16 protein-coding genes are annotated in these 24060 nt (G+C 46.2%); 8 read left to right on the plus strand and 8 right to left on the minus strand.

Annotated elements, in window-relative coordinates; genetic code table 11:
- Positions 1 to 6: 6 nt before the first annotated feature.
- From BEL05_RS01235 to BEL05_RS01245, 3 genes are all read left to right on the plus strand, one after another.
- Positions 7 to 3267, plus strand: a complete 3261-nt coding sequence (locus tag BEL05_RS01235) for an efflux RND transporter permease subunit (RefSeq protein WP_069670020.1) — start codon at positions 7 to 9, stop codon at positions 3265 to 3267.
- Positions 3264 to 6311 carry an efflux RND transporter permease subunit gene (locus BEL05_RS01240; protein WP_069670021.1) on the plus strand — a complete coding sequence of 1016 codons (3048 nt, stop codon included), beginning with the start codon at positions 3264 to 3266 and terminating at the stop codon, positions 6309 to 6311. Before BEL05_RS01235 ends, BEL05_RS01240 begins: the two co-directional genes overlap by 4 nt.
- Before the next feature lie 102 nt (positions 6312 to 6413).
- Positions 6414 to 7307 (plus strand): MBL fold metallo-hydrolase, encoded by an 894-nt coding sequence (locus BEL05_RS01245; RefSeq protein ID WP_037429134.1) that lies wholly within the window; start codon positions 6414 to 6416, stop codon positions 7305 to 7307.
- On the opposite strand, the gene BEL05_RS01250 is transcribed toward BEL05_RS01245, so the two are convergent.
- The 5 genes from BEL05_RS01250 to BEL05_RS01270 all read right to left on the minus strand — a co-directional run bounded on the left by BEL05_RS01250 (position 7304) and on the right by BEL05_RS01270 (position 13528).
- Entirely contained in the window at positions 7304 to 8014 is a 711-nt protein-coding gene (locus tag BEL05_RS01250) for a phosphotransferase (RefSeq protein ID WP_028764875.1), read from the minus strand. The two genes, BEL05_RS01245 and BEL05_RS01250, sit on opposite strands and share 4 nt — an antisense overlap.
- 174 nt (positions 8015 to 8188) lie before the next feature.
- Entirely contained in the window at positions 8189 to 8368 is a 180-nt protein-coding gene (locus BEL05_RS01255; RefSeq protein ID WP_028764874.1) for a Trm112 family protein, read from the minus strand.
- Positions 8358 to 9368: a tetraacyldisaccharide 4'-kinase gene (lpxK, locus tag BEL05_RS01260; protein WP_069670022.1), complete on the minus strand. Its 1011-nt coding sequence runs from the start codon at positions 9366 to 9368 to the stop codon at positions 8358 to 8360. The genes BEL05_RS01255 and lpxK overlap by 11 nt, the downstream gene beginning before the upstream one ends.
- A 5-nt stretch (positions 9369 to 9373) precedes the next feature.
- Entirely contained in the window at positions 9374 to 11188 is a 1815-nt protein-coding gene (msbA, locus tag BEL05_RS01265) for a lipid A export permease/ATP-binding protein MsbA (protein ID WP_069670023.1), read from the minus strand.
- A gap of 33 nt (positions 11189 to 11221) precedes the next feature.
- Entirely contained in the window at positions 11222 to 13528 is a 2307-nt protein-coding gene (locus BEL05_RS01270) for a DNA internalization-related competence protein ComEC/Rec2 (protein WP_175427306.1), read from the minus strand.
- Between the two features lie 43 nt (positions 13529 to 13571).
- On the opposite strand from BEL05_RS01270, the gene BEL05_RS01275 reads away from it, so the two are divergent.
- Positions 13572 to 14078, plus strand: coding sequence for a DUF2062 domain-containing protein (locus BEL05_RS01275; protein ID WP_028764870.1), 507 nt, complete (start codon positions 13572 to 13574; stop codon positions 14076 to 14078).
- Between the two features lie 198 nt (positions 14079 to 14276).
- Positions 14277 to 15632: a diguanylate cyclase domain-containing protein gene (locus tag BEL05_RS01280; RefSeq protein ID WP_028764869.1), complete on the plus strand. Its 1356-nt coding sequence runs from the start codon at positions 14277 to 14279 to the stop codon at positions 15630 to 15632.
- Positions 15633 to 15649: 17 nt separating this feature from the next.
- On the opposite strand, the gene lolE is transcribed toward BEL05_RS01280, so the two are convergent.
- From lolE to BEL05_RS20850, 3 genes are read right to left on the minus strand one after another with little or no spacing between them, the layout of a single operon-like run.
- A complete protein-coding gene (gene lolE, locus BEL05_RS01285; protein WP_028764868.1) occupies positions 15650 to 16903 on the minus strand; it encodes a lipoprotein-releasing ABC transporter permease subunit LolE in 1254 nt (417 codons plus the stop codon).
- A complete protein-coding gene (gene lolD, locus BEL05_RS20845) occupies positions 16900 to 17595 on the minus strand; it encodes a lipoprotein-releasing ABC transporter ATP-binding protein LolD (RefSeq protein ID WP_028764867.1) in 696 nt (231 codons plus the stop codon). Before lolD ends, lolE begins: the two co-directional genes overlap by 4 nt.
- Before the next feature lie 3 nt (positions 17596 to 17598).
- Entirely contained in the window at positions 17599 to 18831 is a 1233-nt protein-coding gene (locus BEL05_RS20850; protein ID WP_028764866.1) for a lipoprotein-releasing ABC transporter permease subunit, read from the minus strand.
- Positions 18832 to 18926: 95 nt separating this feature from the next.
- On the opposite strand from BEL05_RS20850, the gene BEL05_RS01300 reads away from it, so the two are divergent.
- The 3 genes from BEL05_RS01300 (at position 18927) to BEL05_RS01310 (ending at position 24012) form a co-directional block, all read left to right on the plus strand.
- Positions 18927 to 19517: a hypothetical protein gene (locus tag BEL05_RS01300; protein ID WP_069670024.1), complete on the plus strand. Its 591-nt coding sequence runs from the start codon at positions 18927 to 18929 to the stop codon at positions 19515 to 19517.
- 78 nt (positions 19518 to 19595) lie between these two features.
- Positions 19596 to 23078: a transcription-repair coupling factor gene (gene mfd / locus BEL05_RS01305; protein WP_069670025.1), complete on the plus strand. Its 3483-nt coding sequence runs from the start codon at positions 19596 to 19598 to the stop codon at positions 23076 to 23078.
- Positions 23071 to 24012 (plus strand): CsiV family protein, encoded by a 942-nt coding sequence (locus BEL05_RS01310; protein ID WP_069670026.1) that lies wholly within the window; start codon positions 23071 to 23073, stop codon positions 24010 to 24012. The genes mfd and BEL05_RS01310 overlap by 8 nt, the downstream gene beginning before the upstream one ends.
- Positions 24013 to 24060 lie beyond the last annotated feature (48 nt).

The raw sequence follows: 24060 nt of genomic DNA on the forward strand, positions 1-24060 counted from the left end.
TTTCATATGTCTATAATTAACACCTCAGTCAAACGTCCCGTAACAGTATGGATGTTTATGCTGGCTGTCATGCTATTTGGTATGGTGGGATTCTCCCGCCTTGCCGTAAAGCTTTTGCCAGATCTTAGTTATCCAACCATTACTATTCGTACACAATATGAGGGCGCAGCCCCTGTTGAAGTAGAACAGTTAGTATCAAAGCCTATCGAAGAAGCGGCCGGTATCGTAAAAGGCCTAAGGAAAATCAGTTCAATCTCTCGTTCGGGTATGTCCGATGTTGTCCTAGAGTTCGAATGGGGCACAGATATGGATATGGCGAGCTTAGATGTGCGAGAAAAACTCGACACCATTGAGCTCCCCCTCGACGTAAAAAAGCCATTATTGCTGCGCTTTAACCCTAACTTGGATCCAATCATTCGCATGGCGCTGTCTGTGCCCGATGCGACACCTGCACAACTCAAACAGATGCGAACGTTTGCAGAAGAAGATCTCAAGCGCCAGCTAGAATCCCTAACCGGTGTGGCTGCCGTGCGTCTTTCCGGTGGTCTGGAACAAGAAGTCCATATTCAACTGAATCAACAAAAACTGACTCAACTTAACCTTAATGCCGACAAGATCAGAGCACGTATTGCAGCTGAAAACATCAACTTATCAGCGGGTAAAGTAGTTCAAGGTGAGAAAGAGTATTTAGTTAGAACACTCAACCAATTCAACTCGTTAGAAGAGCTAGGCCAGATCATCGTCTACCGCGATAATCAAACGTTGGTGCGTCTATTTGAAGTGGCTGAGATTGTCGATAGTCATAAAGAACGTAACGATGTCACCCGCATCGGGTCGGCAGAATCGATTGAATTAGCCATTTATAAAGAGGGCGACGCCAATACCGTGGCCGTAGCCAGAAAAGTGGCCGCCGAGCTTGAAAAGCTAAACAAACTCAATGAAAAAGCGGAACTGCAAGTCATTTACGATCAATCTGAGTTTATTGAGAGCGCCGTCAGTGAGGTCACCTCTGCCGCCTTGCTCGGTAGTTTACTCTCTATGTTAGTGATCTACCTTTTCTTACGTGACATCGTACCTACGCTGATCATCTCTATCTCTATCCCATTTTCGGTCATCGCCACCTTTAACATGATGTATTTTGCCAATATCAGCTTAAATATCATGTCACTAGGCGGAATAGCACTGGCGGTGGGCCTATTGGTCGATAATGCCATTGTGGTGCTTGAAAACATCGATCGCTGTAAAAAGCTTGGCATGAATAAACTCGATGCGGCGGTGACTGGTACCAAAGAGGTTGCGGGCGCTATTTTTGCATCGACTTTAACGACGCTAGCCGTGTTTGTGCCGCTAGTTTTTGTCGACGGCGTTGCTGGTGCACTGTTCTCTGACCAAGCATTAACGGTGACCTTTGCCCTACTGGCTTCACTGCTTGTCGCGCTGACAACTATCCCAATGCTTGCCTCTCGCGAAGGCTTTAAAGCCCTACCTCACATTGTGGGAAAAAGTGAAAAGCCAGTACTGGACACTAAAATGGCCAAGTTAAAGCACTATAGTGCAACGGTTTTCTCTTTCCCGTTCGTACTCTTGTTTAGTTACCTTCCGTCATTTCTCATGACAATAGGTTTAATGCTTGGCCGTGCACTATCTTGGCTTGGTGGTGTGGTTATGCGCCCGATCAGTCGTATATTTAACTGGTTTTATAATCAACTAGAAAAAATCTACCATAAGTTACTTAAGCAAGCGCTTCGATTCACTTGGGTCACGCTCAGTATTGCACTCATAGTGACCGCAGGCACCATGAGCCTGATCCCACGTCTTGGTATGGAGCTGATCCCTCCCATGAATCAAGGTGAATTTTACGTTGAAGTATTATTGCCACCAGGGACCGAAGTCAGCGAAACCGACAGGGTGTTACAGAAGCTTGCGCTATCTATTAAAGATCGTAGCGATGTTAAACATGCCTATAGCCAAGCGGGTAGTGGCGGGCTAATGACTTCAGATACATCTCGCGGCGGCGAAAACTGGGGCCGACTACAAGTGGTATTAGCCGATCATCAAGCATTTGATGCGGTGACCCAAGTGCTGCGAACCACAGCGATGCGTATACCCGAGTTAGAAGCTAAAATTCAGCACCCTGAACTATTTAGCTTCAAAACCCCACTTGAAATCGAAGTGATTGGTTATGATTTGACCCAGTTAAAGCAAACGGCTGACGGTTTAGTCGATGCACTATCAGATTCAGATCGTTTCGCTGACCTCAACACAAGTCTCAGAGACGGACAACCAGAGCTGAGTATTCGTTTTGACCACGCTCGTTTAGCCGCATTGGGCATGGATGCACCGACTGTTGCTAACCGTATCGCACAGCGTATCGGTGGCACAGTCGCTAGCCAATATACGGTTAGAGACAGAAAGATTGATATCTTGGTTCGTAGTGAAATCGAAGAGCGCGATCAGATCAGCGATATCGATTCAATGATTATTAACCCCAATAGTAATCAGCCAATTCCATTGAGTGCAGTGGCTCAAGTTTCTCTTAACTTAGGACCGTCTGCCATTAACCGAATTAGTCAGCAACGTGTAGCGATTGTGTCAGCAAACCTTGCCCACGGTGACCTTAATGAAGCGGTATTGGCAGCACGAGCCATTATTGATCAGCAGACATTACCTAGCGCGATTCAAGTGCGTTTCGGTGGTCAAAATGAGGAGATGGAACATTCATTCCAATCACTGCAAATTGCGTTGGTCTTAGCCGTTTTCTTAGTGTACTTGGTCATGGCGAGTCAATTTGAATCGCTTATCCACCCGTTGCTGATTTTGATTGCCGTTCCGATGGCGGTCGGTGGCAGTATTTTAGGTCTCTACGTTACCCAAACTCATTTAAGTGTGGTGGTGTTTATCGGACTCATTATGCTGGCGGGTATTGTGGTCAATAACGCAATTGTCTTGGTCGATCGTATTAACCAGCTACGCCAGCAAGGCATTGAGAAAGCACAAGCGATTGAAGATGCTGCCAAATCACGACTACGCCCCATAATTATGACGACCATGACAACGGCACTCGGTCTTGCGCCGATGGCACTTGGACTGGGCGATGGCAGCGAAGTCAGGGCACCAATGGCCATCACAGTGATATTTGGCTTATCCCTGGCGACACTACTAACACTGGTGGTTATTCCAGCGCTTTATTCGCTATTTGATCGTAAAGATTTTCAAGCGAAGACGGGCTCAACAACGACCAATGCTGCAACAGGGGACGCGCTATGAATATCACCCGCTTAGCGATTAAACGTCCTGTCACCACTTCGATGTTTTTCGTCGCCATCTTGCTGTTTGGCTTGGCATCGAGTCGTTTACTGCCACTGGAGATGTTTCCGGGCATCGAGATGCCACAAGTACTGATTGAGGTGCCCTATAAAGGCTCAACTCCAGCGGAGGTTGAACGTGATATCACTAATGTGCTCGAAGAATCATTGGCGACCATGGGCGGTATTGAGGAATTAAGATCGCGTTCTTCGCAAAATGGTGCCGAGATCGAACTCAGGATGAAATGGGGCGAAAACGTCGCCACTAAGAGTCTCGAAGCAAGAGAAAAAATAGATGCAGTACGTCATCTATTGCCAAAAGATGTGGAACGAGTGTTTATCAGGCAGTTCTCAACGGCTGATATGCCAGTGTTGACCATACGCATCTCCAGTGACAGGGAGCTGTCTGGCGCATTTGATCTGCTCGACAAACAACTTAAGCGACCACTTGAGCGTGTAGAGGGCGTGTCACAAGTAACCCTGTACGGTGTAGAGCAAAAGCAGATTGAGATACGAATAAATGCTGACAAACTATCCGCCAGTGGGATCAGTACACAGGCTCTGCAAGCGCGTCTGCAACAAGAAAACTTTATCGTTAGTGCAGGTACACTGCGCACCAACGCTAAGGTGTATCAGGTTTCACCTAAGGGTGAGTTCTTAGATCTAGCGCAGATCCGCGCGCTAGTCTTAGCACCTGGTATCCGGTTAGGCGACTTGGCAACAGTCAACTTTTCACTACCAGAGCGCTTGGATGGCCGTCATCTTGATCAAAATTATGCGGTGGGCTTGGACGTATTTAAAGAGTCTGGTGCCAACTTAGTGGAAGTATCCGACCGAGTCCTTAAAGTCATTGAGGCGGCTAAACAAGATCAGCAATTTCAAGGGATAAAACTGTTTATCATGGAAGATCAAGCCTTTGGGGTAAAATCTTCCTTATCAGACCTACTGACAGCTGGGTTGATCGGCGCCCTGCTCTCTTTTGCCGTACTTTACCTATTTTTACGTAATTTGAAAATGACCTTGGTCGTGGTCTCATCTGTACCGATTTCATTATGTATGACACTAGCTGGTATGTACTTTCTTGGCTACAGCCTTAACATTCTCTCTATGATGGGTTTGCTACTGGCCGTAGGTATGCTCATCGATAATGCGGTAGTGGTAAGTGAAAGCGTACTGCAAGAGAAACAACATCAAGGCGACACCTCAACAAATCAAGCTGTGCTTACAGGGGTCAATAAAGTCGCCTTAGCAGTACTGGCGGGGACATTAACGACTGCTATTGTATTTTTACCCAATATTTTTGGTGTAAAAGTAGAGCTAACCATCTTCCTTGAACATGTGGCAATCGCTATCTGTATCTCGCTTGCTGCGTCACTACTTGTGGCTAAAACATTGATACCGCTAATGCTGTCCAAACTAGATTTTAAGGTTGAACAGAACCCCAAAGAGAGCAAACTGCAGCACCTTTATGAGCGCAGCCTTAACTGGATTTTACTTCACCCTAAAATTTCAGGCGTCATTGCAGTTGTCATGCTGGCCTCAACGGCACTGCCATTAAGCATGGTCAATCAAGATCAATCTGACGGTGAAGGCAACAACCGCCTCTATATTAACTATCAAGTAGAGGGTCGCCACAGCCTAGATGTAACCGAAGCGATGATTAATCGCATGGAAAATTACCTCTATGCGAATAAGGAGGAGTTTTACATTGACTCCGTCTATAGTTACTTCTCTGCAGACCGCGGCCAATCAACATTAATCCTAAAAGAGGATACCGATGTTGATATGAAAGCACTCAAACGCAAAATCAGAGAGGGATTCCCTAAGTTTTCAATTGCTAAACCACAGTTCGGATGGGGCAATGAAAATAATGGTATTCGCGTAACCTTAACGGGTCGTTCAACCTCAGAACTCATCGGCCTCAGTGAACAAGTTGTGCCGCTTCTTGCTGGGATAAAGGGATTAACGGATGTGCGTTCTGAATTAAATAGTACTCAGCAAGAAGTTATTATTCAGCTCGACCGCTTAATGGCGGCAAGGTTAGATTTAAGTTTAACCGAGCTGGCGTCAAGCGTATCGATGGCACTACGCGGTGCCCCACTGCGCTCTTTCCGTCACGATCCAAATGGCGAACTGCGTATTGAACTAGCGTTCGAAAATCAGTGGCGAGAATCGTTAGAGAAATTAAAACAACTACCGATTTTGCGTATCGACAACCGGGTCTACACCCTGCAAAGTTTAGCGGAAATAAAGATACAACCAAGATTTGACACAATTCGTCACTATGATCGCCAAACAGCACTCTCAATTGGTGCTAACTTAGACGAGCTGACCACTGAAGAAGCGCAAAAGGCGATTAATAAGGTGATGCAAGCGGTCGACTTCCCGCCTGGGTATAACTATTCACTGCGTGGTGGGTTTCAGCGTCAGGATGAAGACCAAGCCATTATGGCGACTAACATGATTTTGGCTATCGCTATGATCTATATTGTTATGGCAGCATTATTTGAGTCGCTGTTACTACCAACAGCCATTATCACTTCCATCCTGTTTTCTATCACAGGAGTGTTTTGGGCGCTGTTACTGACAGGTACTTCTATGTCAATTATGGCGATGATAGGGATTCTTATTTTGATGGGTATTGTGGTGAACAACGGGATTGTATTAGTCGATCAGATTAATCAGAAGACCCCTGAACTCGATGAACTATCAAAGACGATTCATGACGTCTGTGTCACCCGTCTACGCCCGGTGCTAATGACAGTGGGCACAACGGTACTGGGGCTTATTCCATTGGCAATGGGCGATACCCAAATTGGTGGCGGTGGCCCACCATACTCACCGATGGCTATCGCTATTATTGGCGGCTTGAGCTTCTCAACCGTCACCAGCCTCTACTTAGTACCTCTGTGTTATCAGGCGTTATATCGTATGCGACATAGAGCAGCGATTAAATTAGGGCAGGCAGACAGTGTTGCCAGACGCGTCATGCCTTGGGCACACTAATTTAACCATTAAGGGCTACATTTGTAGCCCTTCTTTTTATCTGTCACTTAGGTTAAGTTAACAAAATACTTACAAAATAAAATAATGACTAAGAGAGCCCTTATGATTGAGCTAACTACCGCCCTACGTCGTTTTAGCCTAATAGCATTTAGCTTGCTTTTAAGCCAGAGCAGCTTTGCGGCAGATGATAGGTTTGCCAATGTCGAGATAAAAGCACAACAACTTTCAGCCAATACCTACATGTTTACAGGCTCTGGCGGTAACATTGGTGTCTCAGCGGGCAAAGATGGCATTATTATTATCGACAACCAGTTTGCTCCCTTGGCTGGGAAAATTAGCGCTGCTCTGAATGACATACAACCCGGTTTACCTCGCTATGTCATCAATACCCATTATCATGGCGACCACACCGGCGGAAATAACACCTTTGGTGTCAGTGGTACTATTTTTGCCCACAATAATGTACTTAAGCGTCTCGCTAGTAACGACAAATACACGCCAGCGGCGCTTCCTAGCATTACGTATGAACAAGGCACATCAATCCATTTCAACGGCGATACCTTACATCTTATCCATATCGGGGCCGGTCATACTGATGGCGATAGTGTCGTGCTGTGGGCTGATAAATCCGTGGTGCATATGGGTGATCTTTTCTTTAAAGATAGATGGCCCTATGTAGATCTAAACGCGGGCGGCTCGGTGAAAGGCTATCGAGACAGTGTGGCCAACATTATTAATCAAATTGATAGCAACACTAAGGTGATCCCGGGCCATGGTGAGCTCGCTACTAAAAATGATCTTATTCGCTTTAAACATATACTTGATGCATCAATTAACTGGATGGAAAGCCAGTTAGCATCAGCAAAATCGTTAGAAATACTCAAAGAAAATGGTTTACCTAAACACTTACAAGGCTGGAGTTGGAATTTTATTTCAGATGAACGTTGGATAGAAACCTTGTATCAAGACCTTTCACATAGTAACGCTAAACCCTAAGCGAAGTGCTTAAGTAGCCAGTAAATAGGGCGGAGATCTTTTCCGCCTATGGTTTTTAGCGGTGCAATAAGATAGTTAAGCCACTGCCAACCTCGCATTTTCTGCTGGCAAGCCTGCCATAGCGCCTCGCCACCAGCCGACCGATACGCGGTAATAGCTGGCTCAACCTTTTCTGGATAGGGTCCGATATAGCGATACAAGCTATGAATATAAACCAATAGATCCCGCTGCTGCTGCGCAGTAATATCATCATCACGTTGGTTGGCTTCAAAATCGATAAAGGCTACCTTACCCGCTTTCCAACAAATATCCCTAAGTGCTGGACGCCCATGTGCTAGGCCTTGCTGGTGTAATTTAGCTAATGCTGTACCACTATCTTGAAGAATTTGTGTCAACTGCACATCAGAAGGACTATTGGCTAACCAATAGTTCACCGGGCTGCCTACGTCGGCCACCACGAGATACCCTTCACCATAGCTGACAAGCTCGGGCACTGGTGCTCCCTTGTGTGCGAGGGTTAACAAAGTCTCTATTTCTAACTGCAATGACTCGTGCGGTTTGGATTTAAGCCAGCGCATCGCACCGGTTAATTGCTCAGTCTGTTTCAGCCAGTAACGGTTTCCCTCAAACTCAAAGCTCACCACTCTTTCCCCCTTCTTGGTGGATAACAGTTGGTCAATAACAGTTTGAATGGCTGATGTCGTCACAGGTTAAGCTCCAAATTTATTAGGCAACAATTATGCTAAGTCATCTTAGATAAATCAATCTAGGCGGGGACAGCTGCTGGAACTATGAGCGAATAATGCAAATTATATCTAAAAGGAGGCTCTATTTAAGCGGGAGACTAGCGCGCTGGCAACCAAGCGCGCTATTGACAGAAGTTAGGCTTCTTCAGTCCAAGGTTCTGCTTTATTCTCTAGCAGGACAGGAATGCCATCATTGATTGGGTAAACCAAACGATCGGCTTTACAGATTAGTTGTTGCTTAGATTTATTGTATTCAAGCTGACCTTTACACACTGGACACGCAATAATCTCTAATAGTTTCTTATCAAACGCCATTTGTATTTCCTTGTTTTAACGCTGTTAGCTGCGCTAGCAGCTGTTGTTCAAACTTAGCTGGTAGCTTGGCATCTACGGGAAGATACCACCAGTTTTCTTTTGCAAATTCGCGACATTTAACCGCATCTTTTTCAGTCATTAACACATGATGACCGTTTGCGATCGCTAGGATATCGGCGGCACTATAATCATGATGATCTTCAAAAGCATGAGTAATTAGTGGGGAGATCCCCATTTCATTAAGGGTGTTAAAGAACCTTGCTGGATTACCAATACCAGCAATGGCAACCGAATCACTGTAGCCTTCAAATACCGCTGATGGTGCAGTAAGCGATACCAGCTCACCAGGGATCAGTTGCATCGCATATTCATTATCGTTAGCGGTTTGTCCATTCACAATGACATGATCAACGCTTTGTTGTCGCCACGCCCCCTCTCTTAACGGACCGGCTGGTAACAAAAAACCGTTTCCTAAACGTCGCTCACCATCTAACACTAACAATTCAATATCACGGTGCAGTGAGTAATGTTGCAGGCCGTCATCACTAATAATGACATCAACCTTATTATCACTCAGCAATGCATTCGCCGCTGCAACGCGGTCTTTGCCTATCACCATAGGGACTTGAGTTCGCCCAACAATCATCGCCGGTTCATCACCCACTTGTTTTGCACCTAACTCCGGCAATACCCATTTGGTGCCTTCAAACTTAACACCGTAACCACGACTGATAACACCTGGTGTGTAGCCTTGGCGGCGCAGTAACTCAATTAAGTAGATGACAGTGGGTGTCTTGCCGCTCCCCCCCACAGTGATATTGCCAACGACGATAACGGGCACATCGATGGGGCAAGCTTGCTTTATGCCCCACTTGAAGCGCCAACGTCGAACGCTACTTAACAGATAAAACAATGCACTCAGCGGCAGTAAAAGTATGGCTAACAGCCCGTAAACACCCAATTGTCGACCATACCAGAGTCGATTAACAAACGCCTGCATCCCTGTTAGTTTCCAAACTGCATTTGGTACAAGTTGTAATAGATACCTTGTTTAGCCAGCAGCTCGCTATGGGTGCCACGTTCCACAACTTTACCTTGGTCAACCACGAGGATTTGATCGGCATTTTCGATGGTCGATAAACGGTGAGCAATAACGATAGAAGTACGGTTTTGACGTAAATTGTCTAGACCGCCTTGAATCGCCTTTTCTGATTCAGTGTCCAAAGCTGATGTTGCTTCATCTAGAATCAGTACAGGTGCGTCGCGTAAAATCGCGCGAGCAATAGCAATACGTTGCCGCTGGCCCCCCGACAACATCACGCCATTTTCACCGACTTGAGTATAAATCCCCTCTTGCAGCTGCTCTATAAACTCATAGGCATTGGCCAATTTAGCCGCTTCAATGATTTTTGACTCAGTCACTTCGCCCGGATAAGCATAAGCAATATTAGCCGCTATGGTGTCATTGATCAGGGTAACCTGCTGTGACACTAAAGCCACTTGACTGCGCAGTGAGGCTAACTTGTAATCACGTAAGCTAATGTCGTCTAAAGTAATGTCGCCAGCTTCCAAATCGCTATAGAAACGGGTGATTAAACTCGCAATGGTCGATTTCCCCGACCCCGAACGACCTACCAGCGCTAAAGTTTCACCAGGATTCACACTAAAGTCCACATCGGCTAGCGCCAATCGTTCCTGATTGTTGTAGCGAAAATCTACCTTATTGAAACGTAAATACCCTTTTACTCTGTCAGTTTCATAGCTGCCAGTATCGACTTCGGCAGGGGTGTCTAAGACTTCAAAAATAGTGCTACAGGCTGCAATACCACGCTGAAACTCGGCATTAACACGAGTTAAGCTTTTAATCGGTTGCAGCATAGCGAGCATGGCAGCCAATATGGTGGCAAAGGTACCCGCCGTTAAATCGGCCTTCATGCTATCTAGGCTGGAAGCGTACAGTACAAAAGCTAACGCAAATGAGCCAATGACCATCACCAAGGGTTGGCTTATTGATTGGGCTAAAGCCAACTTCATTGTACGCGAACGGTTATCATCGTTGACTTTACCAAAGCGCTCAGACTCTGCTTTCTGTCCGCCAAATACCAATACGTTTTTATGGCCTTTGATCATCTGCTCAGTTACAGAGGTTACGCCGCCCATGGCCGCTTGGATCTGTTTTGAGACTTTACGAAACTTACGACTGACCACTGCGATAACTAAACCAATAAGCGGTCCGACCACCAAGATACACAACGAAAGTTTCCACGAGTTATAAAACATCACTCCAAGCATGCCAATAACGGTAATACCATCACGCACTATGGTAATTAATGCACTACCAGAGGCCCTAGCAATCTGTTCGGTATCATAGGTTACACGTGAAATAAGGTTACCGCTGCTCTCGGCGTCAATGTAGCTGACAGGTAATTTAAGATAGTGCTCAAACACCTGCTGACGCATATCCATGATCATGCGCGCACTGATGTACGAGATGCCATAGGTCGACAGAAAGTTAGCTAAGCCACGCAGAGAAAATAATCCAATCACTACGAATGGCGCCATCATTAGCACATCGCTATCAGAATTAAATCCGCCGCCGAGCCCCAAATCAACACCCTGCACCATGCTTGGCGTTGTCGGAACATTACTGGCAAACCCCTGGTCAATAAAAGGTTTAATGGAATAGATAAAGGTTGCGTCAACCAGGCCGTATAATACTAGGCCAAATACTGACAGAAATAACACCCCTTTGAGGGGAACAAGATAAGTAAGCAGTCTAACGAAAACGGTGCGCACTTCGCTTTTAGAAGAAGTTGTCATTCAAAATTCTATCATTGGTGCAAAAACGATATTCTACTCTGTATTAGCGAACTCACCAAATTCAAACACCTGATTATACCAAAAAGGCGCAATATCACGACGATAGCTAACAACCTTAATGCCATCTTGTTCAAAAAAAAGGCTAATCTGCCCGTTAGTGCCCACACTATACTGCGAAGCATCAATGTGATCATACCGTTTAATCACGGCGTTTTTAGGAAACCCATAACGATTGTTGAGTCCCGCTGCATACAGCACAATCTCAGGGGCCACAGCGTCAACAAAGCCCTGGCTAGAAGAGGTATTACTACCATGATGCGGTGCCACTAACACTCTGCTAGAAAGCCCTGGCGATAGCGGTGTTTGCTGACTAATTAGGTCGATTTCAGCTTCAATTTCGATGTCACCCGGTAGCATTATCTGCTGCAGACCATCGGTTATCTGCAACACACAGGAGCCATTGTTGCCATTCTCGGCTCGCTGCGGGCCAAGGACATTAATAGTAAGCTCATGCCAGGTTAAGGTTTTTGGCCGACAATTCAGGCCCTCATACGGTGCTAAATCAGTGATTATCTGCGCTTGAGGATACTGTGCAATCAACACATCGGTGCCGCCAGCATGATCGTTATCACCATGACTCACCACTAAATAGTCAACGCGACTAAACCCTTTACTATGCATAAACGGAATGACAACCTGTTTGGCATAACTAAAACTCTCACCAAATGCCGCACCTGTGTCATACAATAAAATGTGGTCACGTCGCTCAATCACCACACTCAGCCCCTGACCAACATCTAACAGATGCACACGCCATCCCTCTTCATCGCGAACCAACATAGGTGAGATCATCAGCCATAGCAATGGGGCACAAAGCACACTAGCGACTCCCTTCCACCTAAGCGCGATAGGTAAACGATAGACCCCAAAAGCAACGAGCCCAAAGAGCAAAGCTGATGCAAGCTGCGATGAAACATTCAACCAACTCCCTGGTAGATATTGCAACCCATTAAAACTGTAGGTCAGTGGCGCGATGAGCCAGTCTAGTATTACCAATGGTAAGTCTGCTGGAAGCTGCAAATAGACACTGGCTCCCCACCACATCAGCGCGATAAAGGTAAAGGGAATAACAAGGACACTAAACCAGGGCACAAACAGTAGATTGAACCACACAGAGTAAGGTGATACGCCACCAAACAGCAGCAGTAACATCGCCCCCATCAGTAGACTTAATCGCCACTGAATTGACCATAAGATAACAAGCCGTTGCCAAAAGATGGTTAACCAATCAGGTTGCTGCAGTTTCTCAACCTTGACGGCATTAGCCAATTGACCACCAAACCACAAAATTACCGCCAGTGCACCAAACGATAGCCACAGCCCTGAGCTCAATACACTTAACGGGTCAAGCAACAACACAATAAATAGTGCGTACAACAAGCGCTCAAATGGTGATGAATGCCGCTGTAGTACCCCCACGACGATAACCAGACAAAGCATGCTGAATGCTCTAAGAGTAGGTAGAGAAAAACCAGATAAGTAGCCATAGATGGCTGTAACCATGATGGTCGCCAATGCGGTAAGGTAAGTATTCGATAGTCCATAACGTGGCCGCATACGCTTAAGCCCCCCACCAATACATAGTAATAACCACAAGGCTAAAACCGATAGGTGTAGACCTGAGATAGAGATAAGATGGCCCGTACCGCTTTGGCGAAGCCCTTGCCAATGTTCAGTAGAGATGAGCTGCTTATCGCCAAACATCAGTGCCAAGATCAAATCACCATTGTTTAAGTTTTCAACTTGTGGGATTAACTGACTGATCAACTGAAAGCGGGGATTAGGTGTTGCCTCTATTGCTGTTGCAGCAACCACTTTGCCACGGCCGATAATATGTTTTGAGAGAAAATAGCGCTGGCGATTAAACCCTCCTTGATTCAAATGACTAGAAATGGAACGCGGTTTTACCCTGAGTAACCATTGGGACCCCAAGGTCGGATTCTGTTCAGTTAACCACTCAAGACGCATGAATCTTTGCGGAAAATCAAATAAATTATCATTTAGCAGCCGAATATCGACACTTATCCAGTCGCTGTTTCGTTGAACTAGTGATATGATTTCGCCCCTTACTTGGATAGATTGTCCGTCTGTTACCTCTGGAAAGGCTAACATTTGATGACAAAATAGACTCATCCATGCCAGTGCTAATAGGCTACCCGCCAATATTCTTGACCAGCGTAAGAGTAAAAACGCCGCAAATAGAGAGCACCAAGCAAGCTGAGGTGAAAGTAATGACGGCCAAATGAGCGCCGAAATGATCGAGGCACAGTAGCCAAACATAAATCGATTCATAATGAGTAATTTAAGACTGCAATCCGACGCTATGCCAAAAAAAATCATTGAAAGATTTATGCCTAAACCAGAAACATTGCGAAATCATAAACATTTGCAGATGTTCGGCGACCTACTCCATAAACCCAATTTATGGACCCTTAACCGTCGCTCGGCGCCTATGGCATTTGCCGTTGGGCTATTTGTTGCTTGGATCCCAATGCCCTTCCAGATGGTGCTCGCTGCGGCATTGGCCATTATTTTTAATTGCAACTTGCCTATTGCTGTTGCGCTAGTGTGGATCACCAATCCAGTTACCATGCCATTTATGTTTTACGCCGCTTACCTACTGGGCGCAAAGCTCTTAAGTCATCCTCCGCAAGAGTTTGCCTTTGAAGCCAGTTGGCAATGGATAGAAGCATCTATCTCCACAATAGGTCCGCCATTTTTAGTTGGCTGCCTTGTATTAGGGATAATCTTCGCCGCCATCGGCTATTTTACCGTCCATAACCTGTGGAAGTACTCAATCCTGTTTAAGTGGAAAAGTCGATCAAAGTAAAATTTCCTTCCTCTCTAATATCAGCCGTGATGTGACGGTTTACTTTCCATAGATGCCGTCACTCAAGTTTCGCTTATTAGCTAAACTTACGATAGAATGATCAAACTCATTACAAACGCAACAATCTGTAACAAACTCAGTGACGTTCCTAGAGTTTTATTTTTTGTCAAAAGAACACCACAAATTTATGGGAAGGCCATGTACCTAAAATCACGCCAGAAACAGGCTGCTGTCTTCTTTTTATGTTCATTATTGTTTCTATTAGTTGCAGTCTTGACTGTTAGTACCGTCACCCATTACTTTGTCGAAAATGAAATAGAAAAAGAAGATGAACGGCTTCGTAAAAGTCTCGCCCTCATTCGTGTTAATTTTGAAGCCAGTATTTACAAAGATACCTACCTGGCCGATAGCTTGGCCACAGTCGTGACACTCGACTCTCAATTTGCCATTAGTAACTGGGAAGCTATTTCCGGTAAATTGCTCGATAAAGCCCAATATGTGCGCAGTGTCGCGCTTGCTCCCAACAACATCATTAAATATGTGTATCCGTTAGCAGGCAATGAGCAAGCGTTAGGTTTCGACTTTCGTACTCGGCCAGAGCAGTTAAAAACCGTTATGCTGGCCAAACAACAGCAGGCTGTTTATATCGCCGGTCCAGTAAATTTAGTACAAGGTGGGATAGGCCTCATCGCTCGTTACCCTATCTTCTCAGACTATCCATTAAACCAACACTACTGGGGAAGCGTCAGTGTTGTCATGGACTATGACATACTGTTAGAAAGCTCTGGCATAACACGATTTCGCGGTGGACAAATTGCCATTAAAAAGCATGTCATCCAAAGTGAGCTTCAACAGGTATTTTATGGCGATGCGGCTATTTTCGATAACCCTGACGTGGAGTATCCTATAAAGTTGCCCAGTGGCATGTGGACCATAGCGGCCAAATTTGATACTGAAAACTTACAGCGTGTTACTAACATTCGAATGGCAGTGGTGATCATAGGCAGTGTTACCGCCATTCTGCTGTATCTGTTGATCTTATTACTTTTTAGAAACTACCAATACACCCATAAAGCAGCACTGCAAGATGAACTGACTCACCTGCCAAACAGGCGCTTTATTATTTCAGAGCTTTCTCGGTTGATAAAACGCAATAATAAACCTAAGTTCACCCTACTTAACATCGACCTTAACGACTTTAAGCTGGTCAATGATGAACTGGGTCATGAAGCTGGCGACGACCTACTGAGATACATTGCTAAACAACTGACCAAAGAAGTTGGCGCCAAAGGAAGCGTTGCCCGCTTTGGTGGCGATGAATTTTTAGTCTTGTTGTACGAGATCACCGACCTTGAACAGATCGAAAGTATTATTACCCAGCTCAAGGACTCGATCGCATCACAGCCCTTTCACTGGGGAAAACATCAATTAGAACCATCACTCAGTATTGGCTATGCCAGTTACGTGGGACAAAACGTCAATGTTAAAGAGTTACTGTCCGATGCTGATCGGAGCATGTACCAGCAAAAATTAATCCATCGCGAAAAACTATAACCGCTTTAATGTGCCATTTATCTTCCTGCTAGTGCCATGGCTGGATGCACACGGCTCGCCTTCCAGGCAGGGTAAATAGTTGATAGCAGACTCATGCATAACGCCAGGCTAATCACTAACGCAACATCCTGCAGCACAAGCTGAGATGGCAAAAAATCAATAAAGTAAACATCGGCCGAGAGCAGTTGTACACTCAACATTTGCTCAATGCTGCTGGCGATTGAACTTAAATTTAATGCCACCAGTACACCCAACGCGCCACCAATTAGGCAACCTAAAATGCCGTTAAGCGCACCTTGTACGACAAAAATTCCCATCACAGTTGCTTTGGCCATGCCCATCGTAAGTAAAATCGCGATTTCAGATTGCTTGTCTCGCACCGCCATCACCAATGTCGACACAATATTAAAACAGGCCACCGCGATCACTAACGCCAAAACAAGATACATTACCGCTCTGACCAACTGAATATCCTGATAGAGATGGCCCTGGGTTCGGGTCCAATCAGACAGATACATATATTGCTGCTGGCTGTAGCCCAAATCGCGTATAAGGCGAGGCGCAGCAAACACATCATCGACCTTGATACGAACTCCACTCACTCCGTCACCTAAGCCAAGGATATCGGCCGCATAATCCATTGGTACATAAGCAGTGCCTAAGTCCATCTCGCCGCCGATTTCAAATATTCCAGCAACGATAAAACGGTGACTCTTAGCGGCACCAATACGCTGAGCTTTTGTCGCACCCATACTCGGAGTATAGAGGCTTAAGGTATCACCTATGGCTAAACCAAGAGAATCGGCCAAGCCTTTACCTAGCACGATATTGTTTTTATCCCCCTGTGCCAGAGCCTGCCAACTTTGCTTTGGCATAAATTGGGCGATACTGGATACCTTTGCTTCGAGATCAGGTTGAATCCCCACCACACTGAGCCCTTGAAATCCTCCAGGCTTTTGAATCAAGCCAGAAATACGCACAAAAGGTGCCGCTGCGACGATCCCGTCAATTAAACTGGCATCTTGGGCGATATTTTGCCATTGATGAATAGGCTCATTGACCCCTGTCAGTTCACCATGGGGGACAACGCCAAGTAATCGCTGTTCAAGTTCACGCTCGAAACCATTCATCGCCGATAAAGCAATAATCAATACCGCCACACCTAAGGCGATCCCCGCCGTCGACGCAAATGAGATAAAGCTAATAAACCGATTAGATTGCCGCGCCATATAGAAGCGCCAGCCTATCCACAATGACAGCACTTGTTTCATCCTTGCGCCTGCCCTGCTTGTAAAAAGCCATCTTTCATCAATAACTGCCTATCCATTCTGGCTGCCAACTTGGGATCGTGAGTTACGATGACAAATGCGGTACCAAACTGCTCGCCCAGCTCTCTGATTAGTGCGTAGACAGCATCGCCGCTTGCCGCGTCAAGGTTACCCGTTGGCTCATCGGCCAAGACGAGTTTAGGTTGATTGATTAAAGCTCTGGCAATCGCCGTTCGTTGGCGTTCACCACCAGACATCTCCGCTGGCGTGTGTTGCAATCGATGTCCAAGCCCCACTCTTTCAAGTAGGGCTTTAGCCGCTTGCTCAACCTCTTTACGTGGTAACCCTTGGATCAATCCCGGCATAGCAACATTTTCTAACGCGGTAAATTCGGGTAACAAATGGTGAAACTGATAGATAAAACCCAAATCGTGATTACGAACCTTTGCTTGACGTGCGGCCGATAGCTGATACAGATCTTCACCTTGCATCAACACTTGACCTGCGCTCGGTTTGTCCAGTGTCCCCATAATATGTAGCAACGTACTCTTACCCGAACCAGAGGTACCAACAATCGCCAACTGCTCACCGCGATAGACACTTAAGTCAACCCCATTTAACACTTGGGTATCGATACTCCCCTCTTGATAACGTTTACTAACATTCTTAACTTCTAGCAGTAGTTCTTGACTCATCTTTTACTCATACCTTAGTGCGCTGGCGGGCTGTACATTTGCTGCCCTTAGTGCTGGATACACGGTCGCTAAAAAAGTGACGACCAAGGTGCCGATAACGATAACGCTTAACTGTGACCACTCCAACTGAACAGGTAGTGATTGGCCGGCGCCCAAAATCGACACCCCAAGAATGGCGAGCAGTGTATTAAGATTTAAGGTGACCAATATTCCCACAAATAAACCACCCAATAGTCCAAGCAATGCGTTCAATGCTCCTTGGATCATAAAAATCCCCATCACACTGGCAGTGGTTAATCCTTGGGTTTTTAGCACCGCCACATCTGTAGTCTTATCGACCACCATCATCACCAGTGCAGACACAATATTAAAGGCGGCCACTGCAATGATCAGGCTGAGCATCAGCGACATCATGTTTTTCTCCATGTTGACCGCTGAGAACAGGTGGCCATAGTTATCTCGCCAATCGGAGGTGGTCACCATTATCCCGTCAGTGTTAAAACGCTCGACAACCGTATCTCGAATCGCCGACGCTTGAAACGGGTCATTGAGGTATAGCCGTAACTGCTTTATTTCACCCGCCTTTTTTCGCATTAACCGTTGAGCATCATCGTGGTAGACGTAGGCCAAGTTGGCGTCAACCTGAGAGCCCATAGCAAAAATGCCCGCTACGGTAAAGTTGCGTTGTGCGGGAACCGGGCCAAGCGGTGAATAGACCACGCCGTCACTACTTAGCACCCGCACCTTATCACCCACAGATAAGTCGAGACGTCGCGCCAGCTCTGCGCCCAATACAATATGGTAACTTCCGGGAGTCAATGCCGCTAGCGAGCCATTAAAATGTGCCGACATCGCGGCTAGATTTTGCTGCTCTCTTTCAGGATAGATACCATAAATCTGTACCGCACTTATCGCACCAGGCGACTGCAACATGGCTTGGGTCGACACACTGGGGCTGACTGCTACTATTTTATCGAGTGCAACCAATTTACTAGCCACGGACTGCCAATCATCCATCGACTTCTCGCTATAAACAGTCAGTTGCGGCACTGCTCCTAAAATTCGCTGTTTTAACTGTCCCTCTAGGCCATTCATTACCGAGCTAACTACAATCAATGCAGCAACCCCAAGTAAGATACCTGATACGGCAAACAGGGTAATAAAAGAGGCAAACGAGTTAGCCTTGCGAGCTCGCCAATATCGATAACCTATGTTCCAAGATAACGCTAAATTCATGTTTGGCTGGGTCTCTTTGCTTATGAGCCTTGATAAATCATTGAGATGCGCACGATAATAGGGGTAATAGCACTATAAAAACAAGAGGCAATCCGTTGAACACAGACTCAAACTCCTATTTTAGCGTTAAGCACAGCTTCAGCGCTTATCTCACGGCTTGGTCGACCAATACGCCCCTGCCCACTGAAACGGAATTAAAGGCGATGTTTCCCGTTGGTATGCAATTAGTCAACGAAGTTAGGGCAATGGAGGCCAGCTGTCTGTTGCAACTAAGAAACCTCGATGATGATGCCCGTACTGTTGTTGATTATTTGAAATTACAATCGAAGAAAATTGATCTGGTGCTCACCCATGTTATGGAACAACAAGCCCACGAAGGTGACAAATGCCAAGGGGTAACGTTTGGCGGGAGCGGCATAAGCCTTGAGAGTCCAACACCTTTATTGGTCAATCAACACTACAAAATGTCGCTGCATATCAAAGATGCATTATTGTCAGTGCTATGTATCGCCAAATGCATCGCATGTCAGCCACTCAGCGATGAGACTGAGGAACCGCGCTATCTTTGCGAACTCGAATTTACTCAAATCTTAGATGAAGATGTCGAGCAGTTAGTCAAAGCCAGTCTAAATGTGCAACAAAAACAGCTACAACTGCGAAAGAAACAGAAGCAACAACAGCCCTAGTTTTCACTGGCACAACTGAGTCTAAGCCTCTACAATAGCCAGCATCTTTGTCGATTTTTGGCCAGTTGTCTCATCTCAATGAAAGCTTTCTCAGTTCTACAGCCACCCCAAGTGAAAGGGGCTAAAACCCCAAAAACCTTAAGCCATTTAACCGGTGCAGCCCAAGCCATAACGCTTGCGCAACTGTGTGCAAATCATACCGGCTTAACCCTGGTTGTCACCCATGACACCCCTAGCGCCCTGCAACTTGAAACTGAGTTAACCTACTTACTCGGCCCAAAATCGATACCTGTTTTGCTGTTTCCCGACAGAGAAACTTTGCCCTATGACAGTTTTTCTCCCCACCAAGATCTCGTCTCACAGCGGTTAGAAACACTGTCGCGTATCCCAGCCGCTCAGCAGAGCCTTGTTATCGTGCCCATCAGCACCTTGATGGTGAAATTGCCACCACATTCATTTTTGACTGGCAATGTATTGCTGCTCAATAAAGGCGATACCTATCCATTTGAACAGGTTCGCCAGCAGTTAATCAACACTGGCTATCACATGGTAGAGCAAGTGTATGAACATGGTGAGTTCGCCGTGCGCGGTTCTATTATCGATATATTCCCAATGGGCTCCGATAATCCCTATCGAATAGAGCTATTTGATGATGAAGTGGAATCGATACGCCAGTTTGACCCAGAAACCCAACGTTCCAGTGGTGAAATAGCAGGGATACGCTTGCTGCCAGCCAAAGAGTTTCCAACCGATGACGCTGCCATTGAGGGTTTTCGTCAACGTTACCGTCGACAGTTTGACGTCGTCGTAAAAGAGCCTGAATCTATCTACCAGATGGTCAGTCGCAAAGTGATGCCTGCTGGCATTGAAAGCTACTTGCCGCTGTTTTTTGAACAAACGGCGACACTATTTGATTACCTCCCCGAGCACACACATATTGTGACCGTGGGCGATCTGGAACTGGCCGCCAAAACTCACCTTGTGGAAGTCGCTCAGCGTTATGAGAATCGCAGAGTCGATCCGCTGCGTCCACTGCTGCCGCCTAAAGATCTTTACCTACTGACCGAACAAGTATTTGAGGCATTTAAACGCTATCCACGTCACCTATTAAAAGACTCAAGCTTTCAGGGCACCAGTGCCGAGGCTAACATCGCCACCTTGCCGGATGTCGCCTCTAACCATAAACTCAAGCAGCCGCTGCTCGCCCTGCAAGAGTACGCAAAGTCTGGTACCCCAATTTTGTTTTGTGCCGAATCTGAAGGACGACGCGAAGCACTGCTTGAACTATTAGCCAAAATAGATATCAAGCCGCAGTTATATCAGCACTTTGAGCACTATGTCGCACAGCCATCAGCATTTGGTTTAATTGTATCACCGCTGTCTCAAGGTGCACTGATCACCGACGCCAATAAAAAGCAGTGGGCGATAATCTGCGAAACGGAACTGTTTGGTCAACGTATCTCACAGCAACGGCGCCGCGATAAACAACGTCAAATTAGCAGCGATGCACTGGTCAAAGATTTAGCCGAATTAAAAGTAGGCCAGCCCATCGTCCATCTTGATCACGGAGTGGCTCACTATCAAGGCTTAGAAACCTTAGACACGGGCGGTTTGGTCGCAGAGTACCTCAAACTCGAATACGCGGGCGGTGATAAGCTTTATGTGCCAGTCTCTTCACTCAACCTTATTAGCCGCTACAGCGTCGGTCCCGATGAGGAAGCTCACCTAAACAAGTTGGGCAACGAGACATGGAGTAAAGCCAAACGCAAAGCAATTGAGAAGATCCGCGACGTCGCAGCCGAGTTACTTGATGTTTATGCTAGGCGCCAAGCTCGGCCAGGAGACGCATGTAAGTTAGTTCAAGAGGAATATGCGCAGTTTGCTGGCAGTTTTCCATTTGAAGAAACCGTCGATCAAGAAACGGCCATTGATGCCGTGCTAACCGATATGTGCTCGCCAATCTCCATGGATAGGCTAGTGTGTGGTGATGTGGGTTTTGGTAAAACAGAAGTGGCGATGCGTGCTGCCTTCGTCGCAGTAAACGATGCTAAACAGGTCGCTATACTCGTGCCAACCACCTTACTTGCACAGCAACATTTTGAGAACTTTAGCGATCGCTTTGCAGATTGGCCAATTAAAATTGAGGTGATGTCTCGCTTTAAAACAGCTAAAGAGCAACAAGCGGTATTAGCACAGCTTGAAAAAGGCCAAGTTGATATCGTTATCGGGACTCACAAACTTCTGCAATCAGAAGCTAAATTTGAAAACCTAGGGCTACTGATTATTGATGAAGAGCATCGCTTTGGTGTCAGGCAAAAAGAGAAGATCAAAGCGCTCAGAGCCAATATCGATATTTTAACCCTCACGGCAACGCCAATTCCACGTACCTTAAACATGGCGATGTCAGGCATGCGTGATCTGTCAATCATCGCCACCCCACCCGCGAAACGACTGGCCGTCAAAACCTTTGTGCGTGAATACGACGATGCAACGGTACGGGAAGCTTTGCTGCGTGAGATTTTAAGGGGTGGGCAAGTCTACTTTCTACACAACAGTGTCGAGACCATCGAAAAACGAGCCAGAGAGCTAGAAGTCCTATTGCCAGAGGCCCGAGTGATCACTGCCCACGGTCAGATGCGTGAACGCGATCTAGAAAAGGTGATGTCTGATTTCTATCACCAAAAATATAATGTTTTGGTGTGTACCACGATTATTGAAACGGGTATTGATGTCCCGACGGCCAACACCATTGTGATTGAACGTGCTGATCATTTTGGATTAGCACAACTGCACCAATTACGCGGACGTGTCGGCCGCTCTCATCACCAAGCCTATGCTTATCTGATGACGCCTCACCCAAAACGGATGACCAAAGATGCGCGCAAGCGTTTAGAAGCCATTGGTGCACTTGAAGATTTAGGCGCTGGTTTTATGTTAGCCACACAAGACTTAGAGATCCGTGGAGCTGGTGAACTGCTAGGCGATGAGCAAAGTGGTCATATTTCAAAAATTGGTTTTACCCTGTATATGGAGATGCTTGAAGACGCAGTTAAATCACTAAAAGAAGGTAAGGAGCCTTCACTTGAGCAGATGTTAAGAGGTCAATGTGAAGTTGACCTGCGCATCCCCGCACTGCTGCCTGAAGACTATGTCAATGATGTCAATATTCGCTTGTCGTTATACAAACGCATCGCTAATTGTAACAGTGAAAAAGCCTTAGATGAGCTGAAGGTCGAGCTAATCGACCGTTTCGGCTTGCTGCCACAAGCCGCGAAGAACTTACTGGAGTTGTCACTTTACAAGCATCAAGCCACAGGGCTTGGCATCGCAAAAATCGAGATGCATGCTAAAGGCGGTAGTATGGAGTTTAATGACAATCATATCGTCGATCCGGGCTTTATTATTGGACTATTACAGAGTCAGCCACAAAACTATCGTATGGATGGGCCAAGTAAGCTAAAATTCCTCATTCCTGCAGAAACAGATAAAGATAGACTCAAACTACTTGAGCTTTTGATCTCGCAACTTACTCAACATCGCCTTGGAGAACCACGTGTTTAAGAAGCGTATTTTATTAGTTATTGCACTACTCTCGCTGCCTTTTATTAGCCAAGCAAATGAAGAACGTTGGTTCGAAGTCGAAGTGTATCTGTTTGAACGTCAAGGCACGCCTTTTGAAGAGGTGGTTGATCATGTCACCCGTCATCAGCAACGACAAGCTGTGGATATGATCTCGCCCCTGTTTAGCACTGACATCACTGGGGCAAGCTTAGGCTTAGAGGGGTGTAGCGCCCAAGCATGGCTAGAAACCCCCGAGCTATGTAACCAGCAGTTAAGCTCTGTACAGGTGAGCCATCCAAGCCATATTCCTTTTGCCATTGGTGCAACAGAAGAGACCTACGCCCAACCGGGTGAATCGACGGTATTGCTGTCCCAATCTCAAGCACAGTTCGGAGATATTATTGCTAAGTTGTCTCGCGAGCGCGGCCACAAAAGCTTACTACATATGACATGGCAACAATCTATGCTGCCGCGACATCGGGCTAAACCAGTACACCTATTTGCTGGCGATGATTTTTCTAGCCGCTACACCCAAGCGGGCTATATTGCCAATCAAGTCAATGACACTGTCATACCGCAGTTTGATTTTAGTTCGGCATTAAGCACTAAAGCGGCAGTGCTTCCTATTTGGCAAGTCGATGGCGCCATCAAGATTTACCTCGACCACTACCTATACGTCGAGTCGGCAATAAAACTTCGTGAAGAGGGAAGCAAGCAGGTACCAATGCAAGAGGACTACTCGACGGCTGTGATTGAGCAAGCCCAGACAACGCCTATGCCGTTTCTCTATAGCATCTGGATGTCACAGAACAAACGGGTGAAAAGTGATGAGATACACTATTTTGACCACCCTAATATGGGCATGATCCTTCAAATTAGAAAGATGAAACAACCCAGTGAAATGGCAGCTGCGGAATCAATGGTGAGCCAATAACAAGCAGACGCAGGGCGAGGCCGTTTAAACTGAGCGAGAGATACCCTG

This window comes from Shewanella colwelliana, from assembly GCF_001735525.1.
In the GTDB taxonomy this organism is placed as follows: domain Bacteria; phylum Pseudomonadota; class Gammaproteobacteria; order Enterobacterales; family Shewanellaceae; genus Shewanella; species Shewanella colwelliana.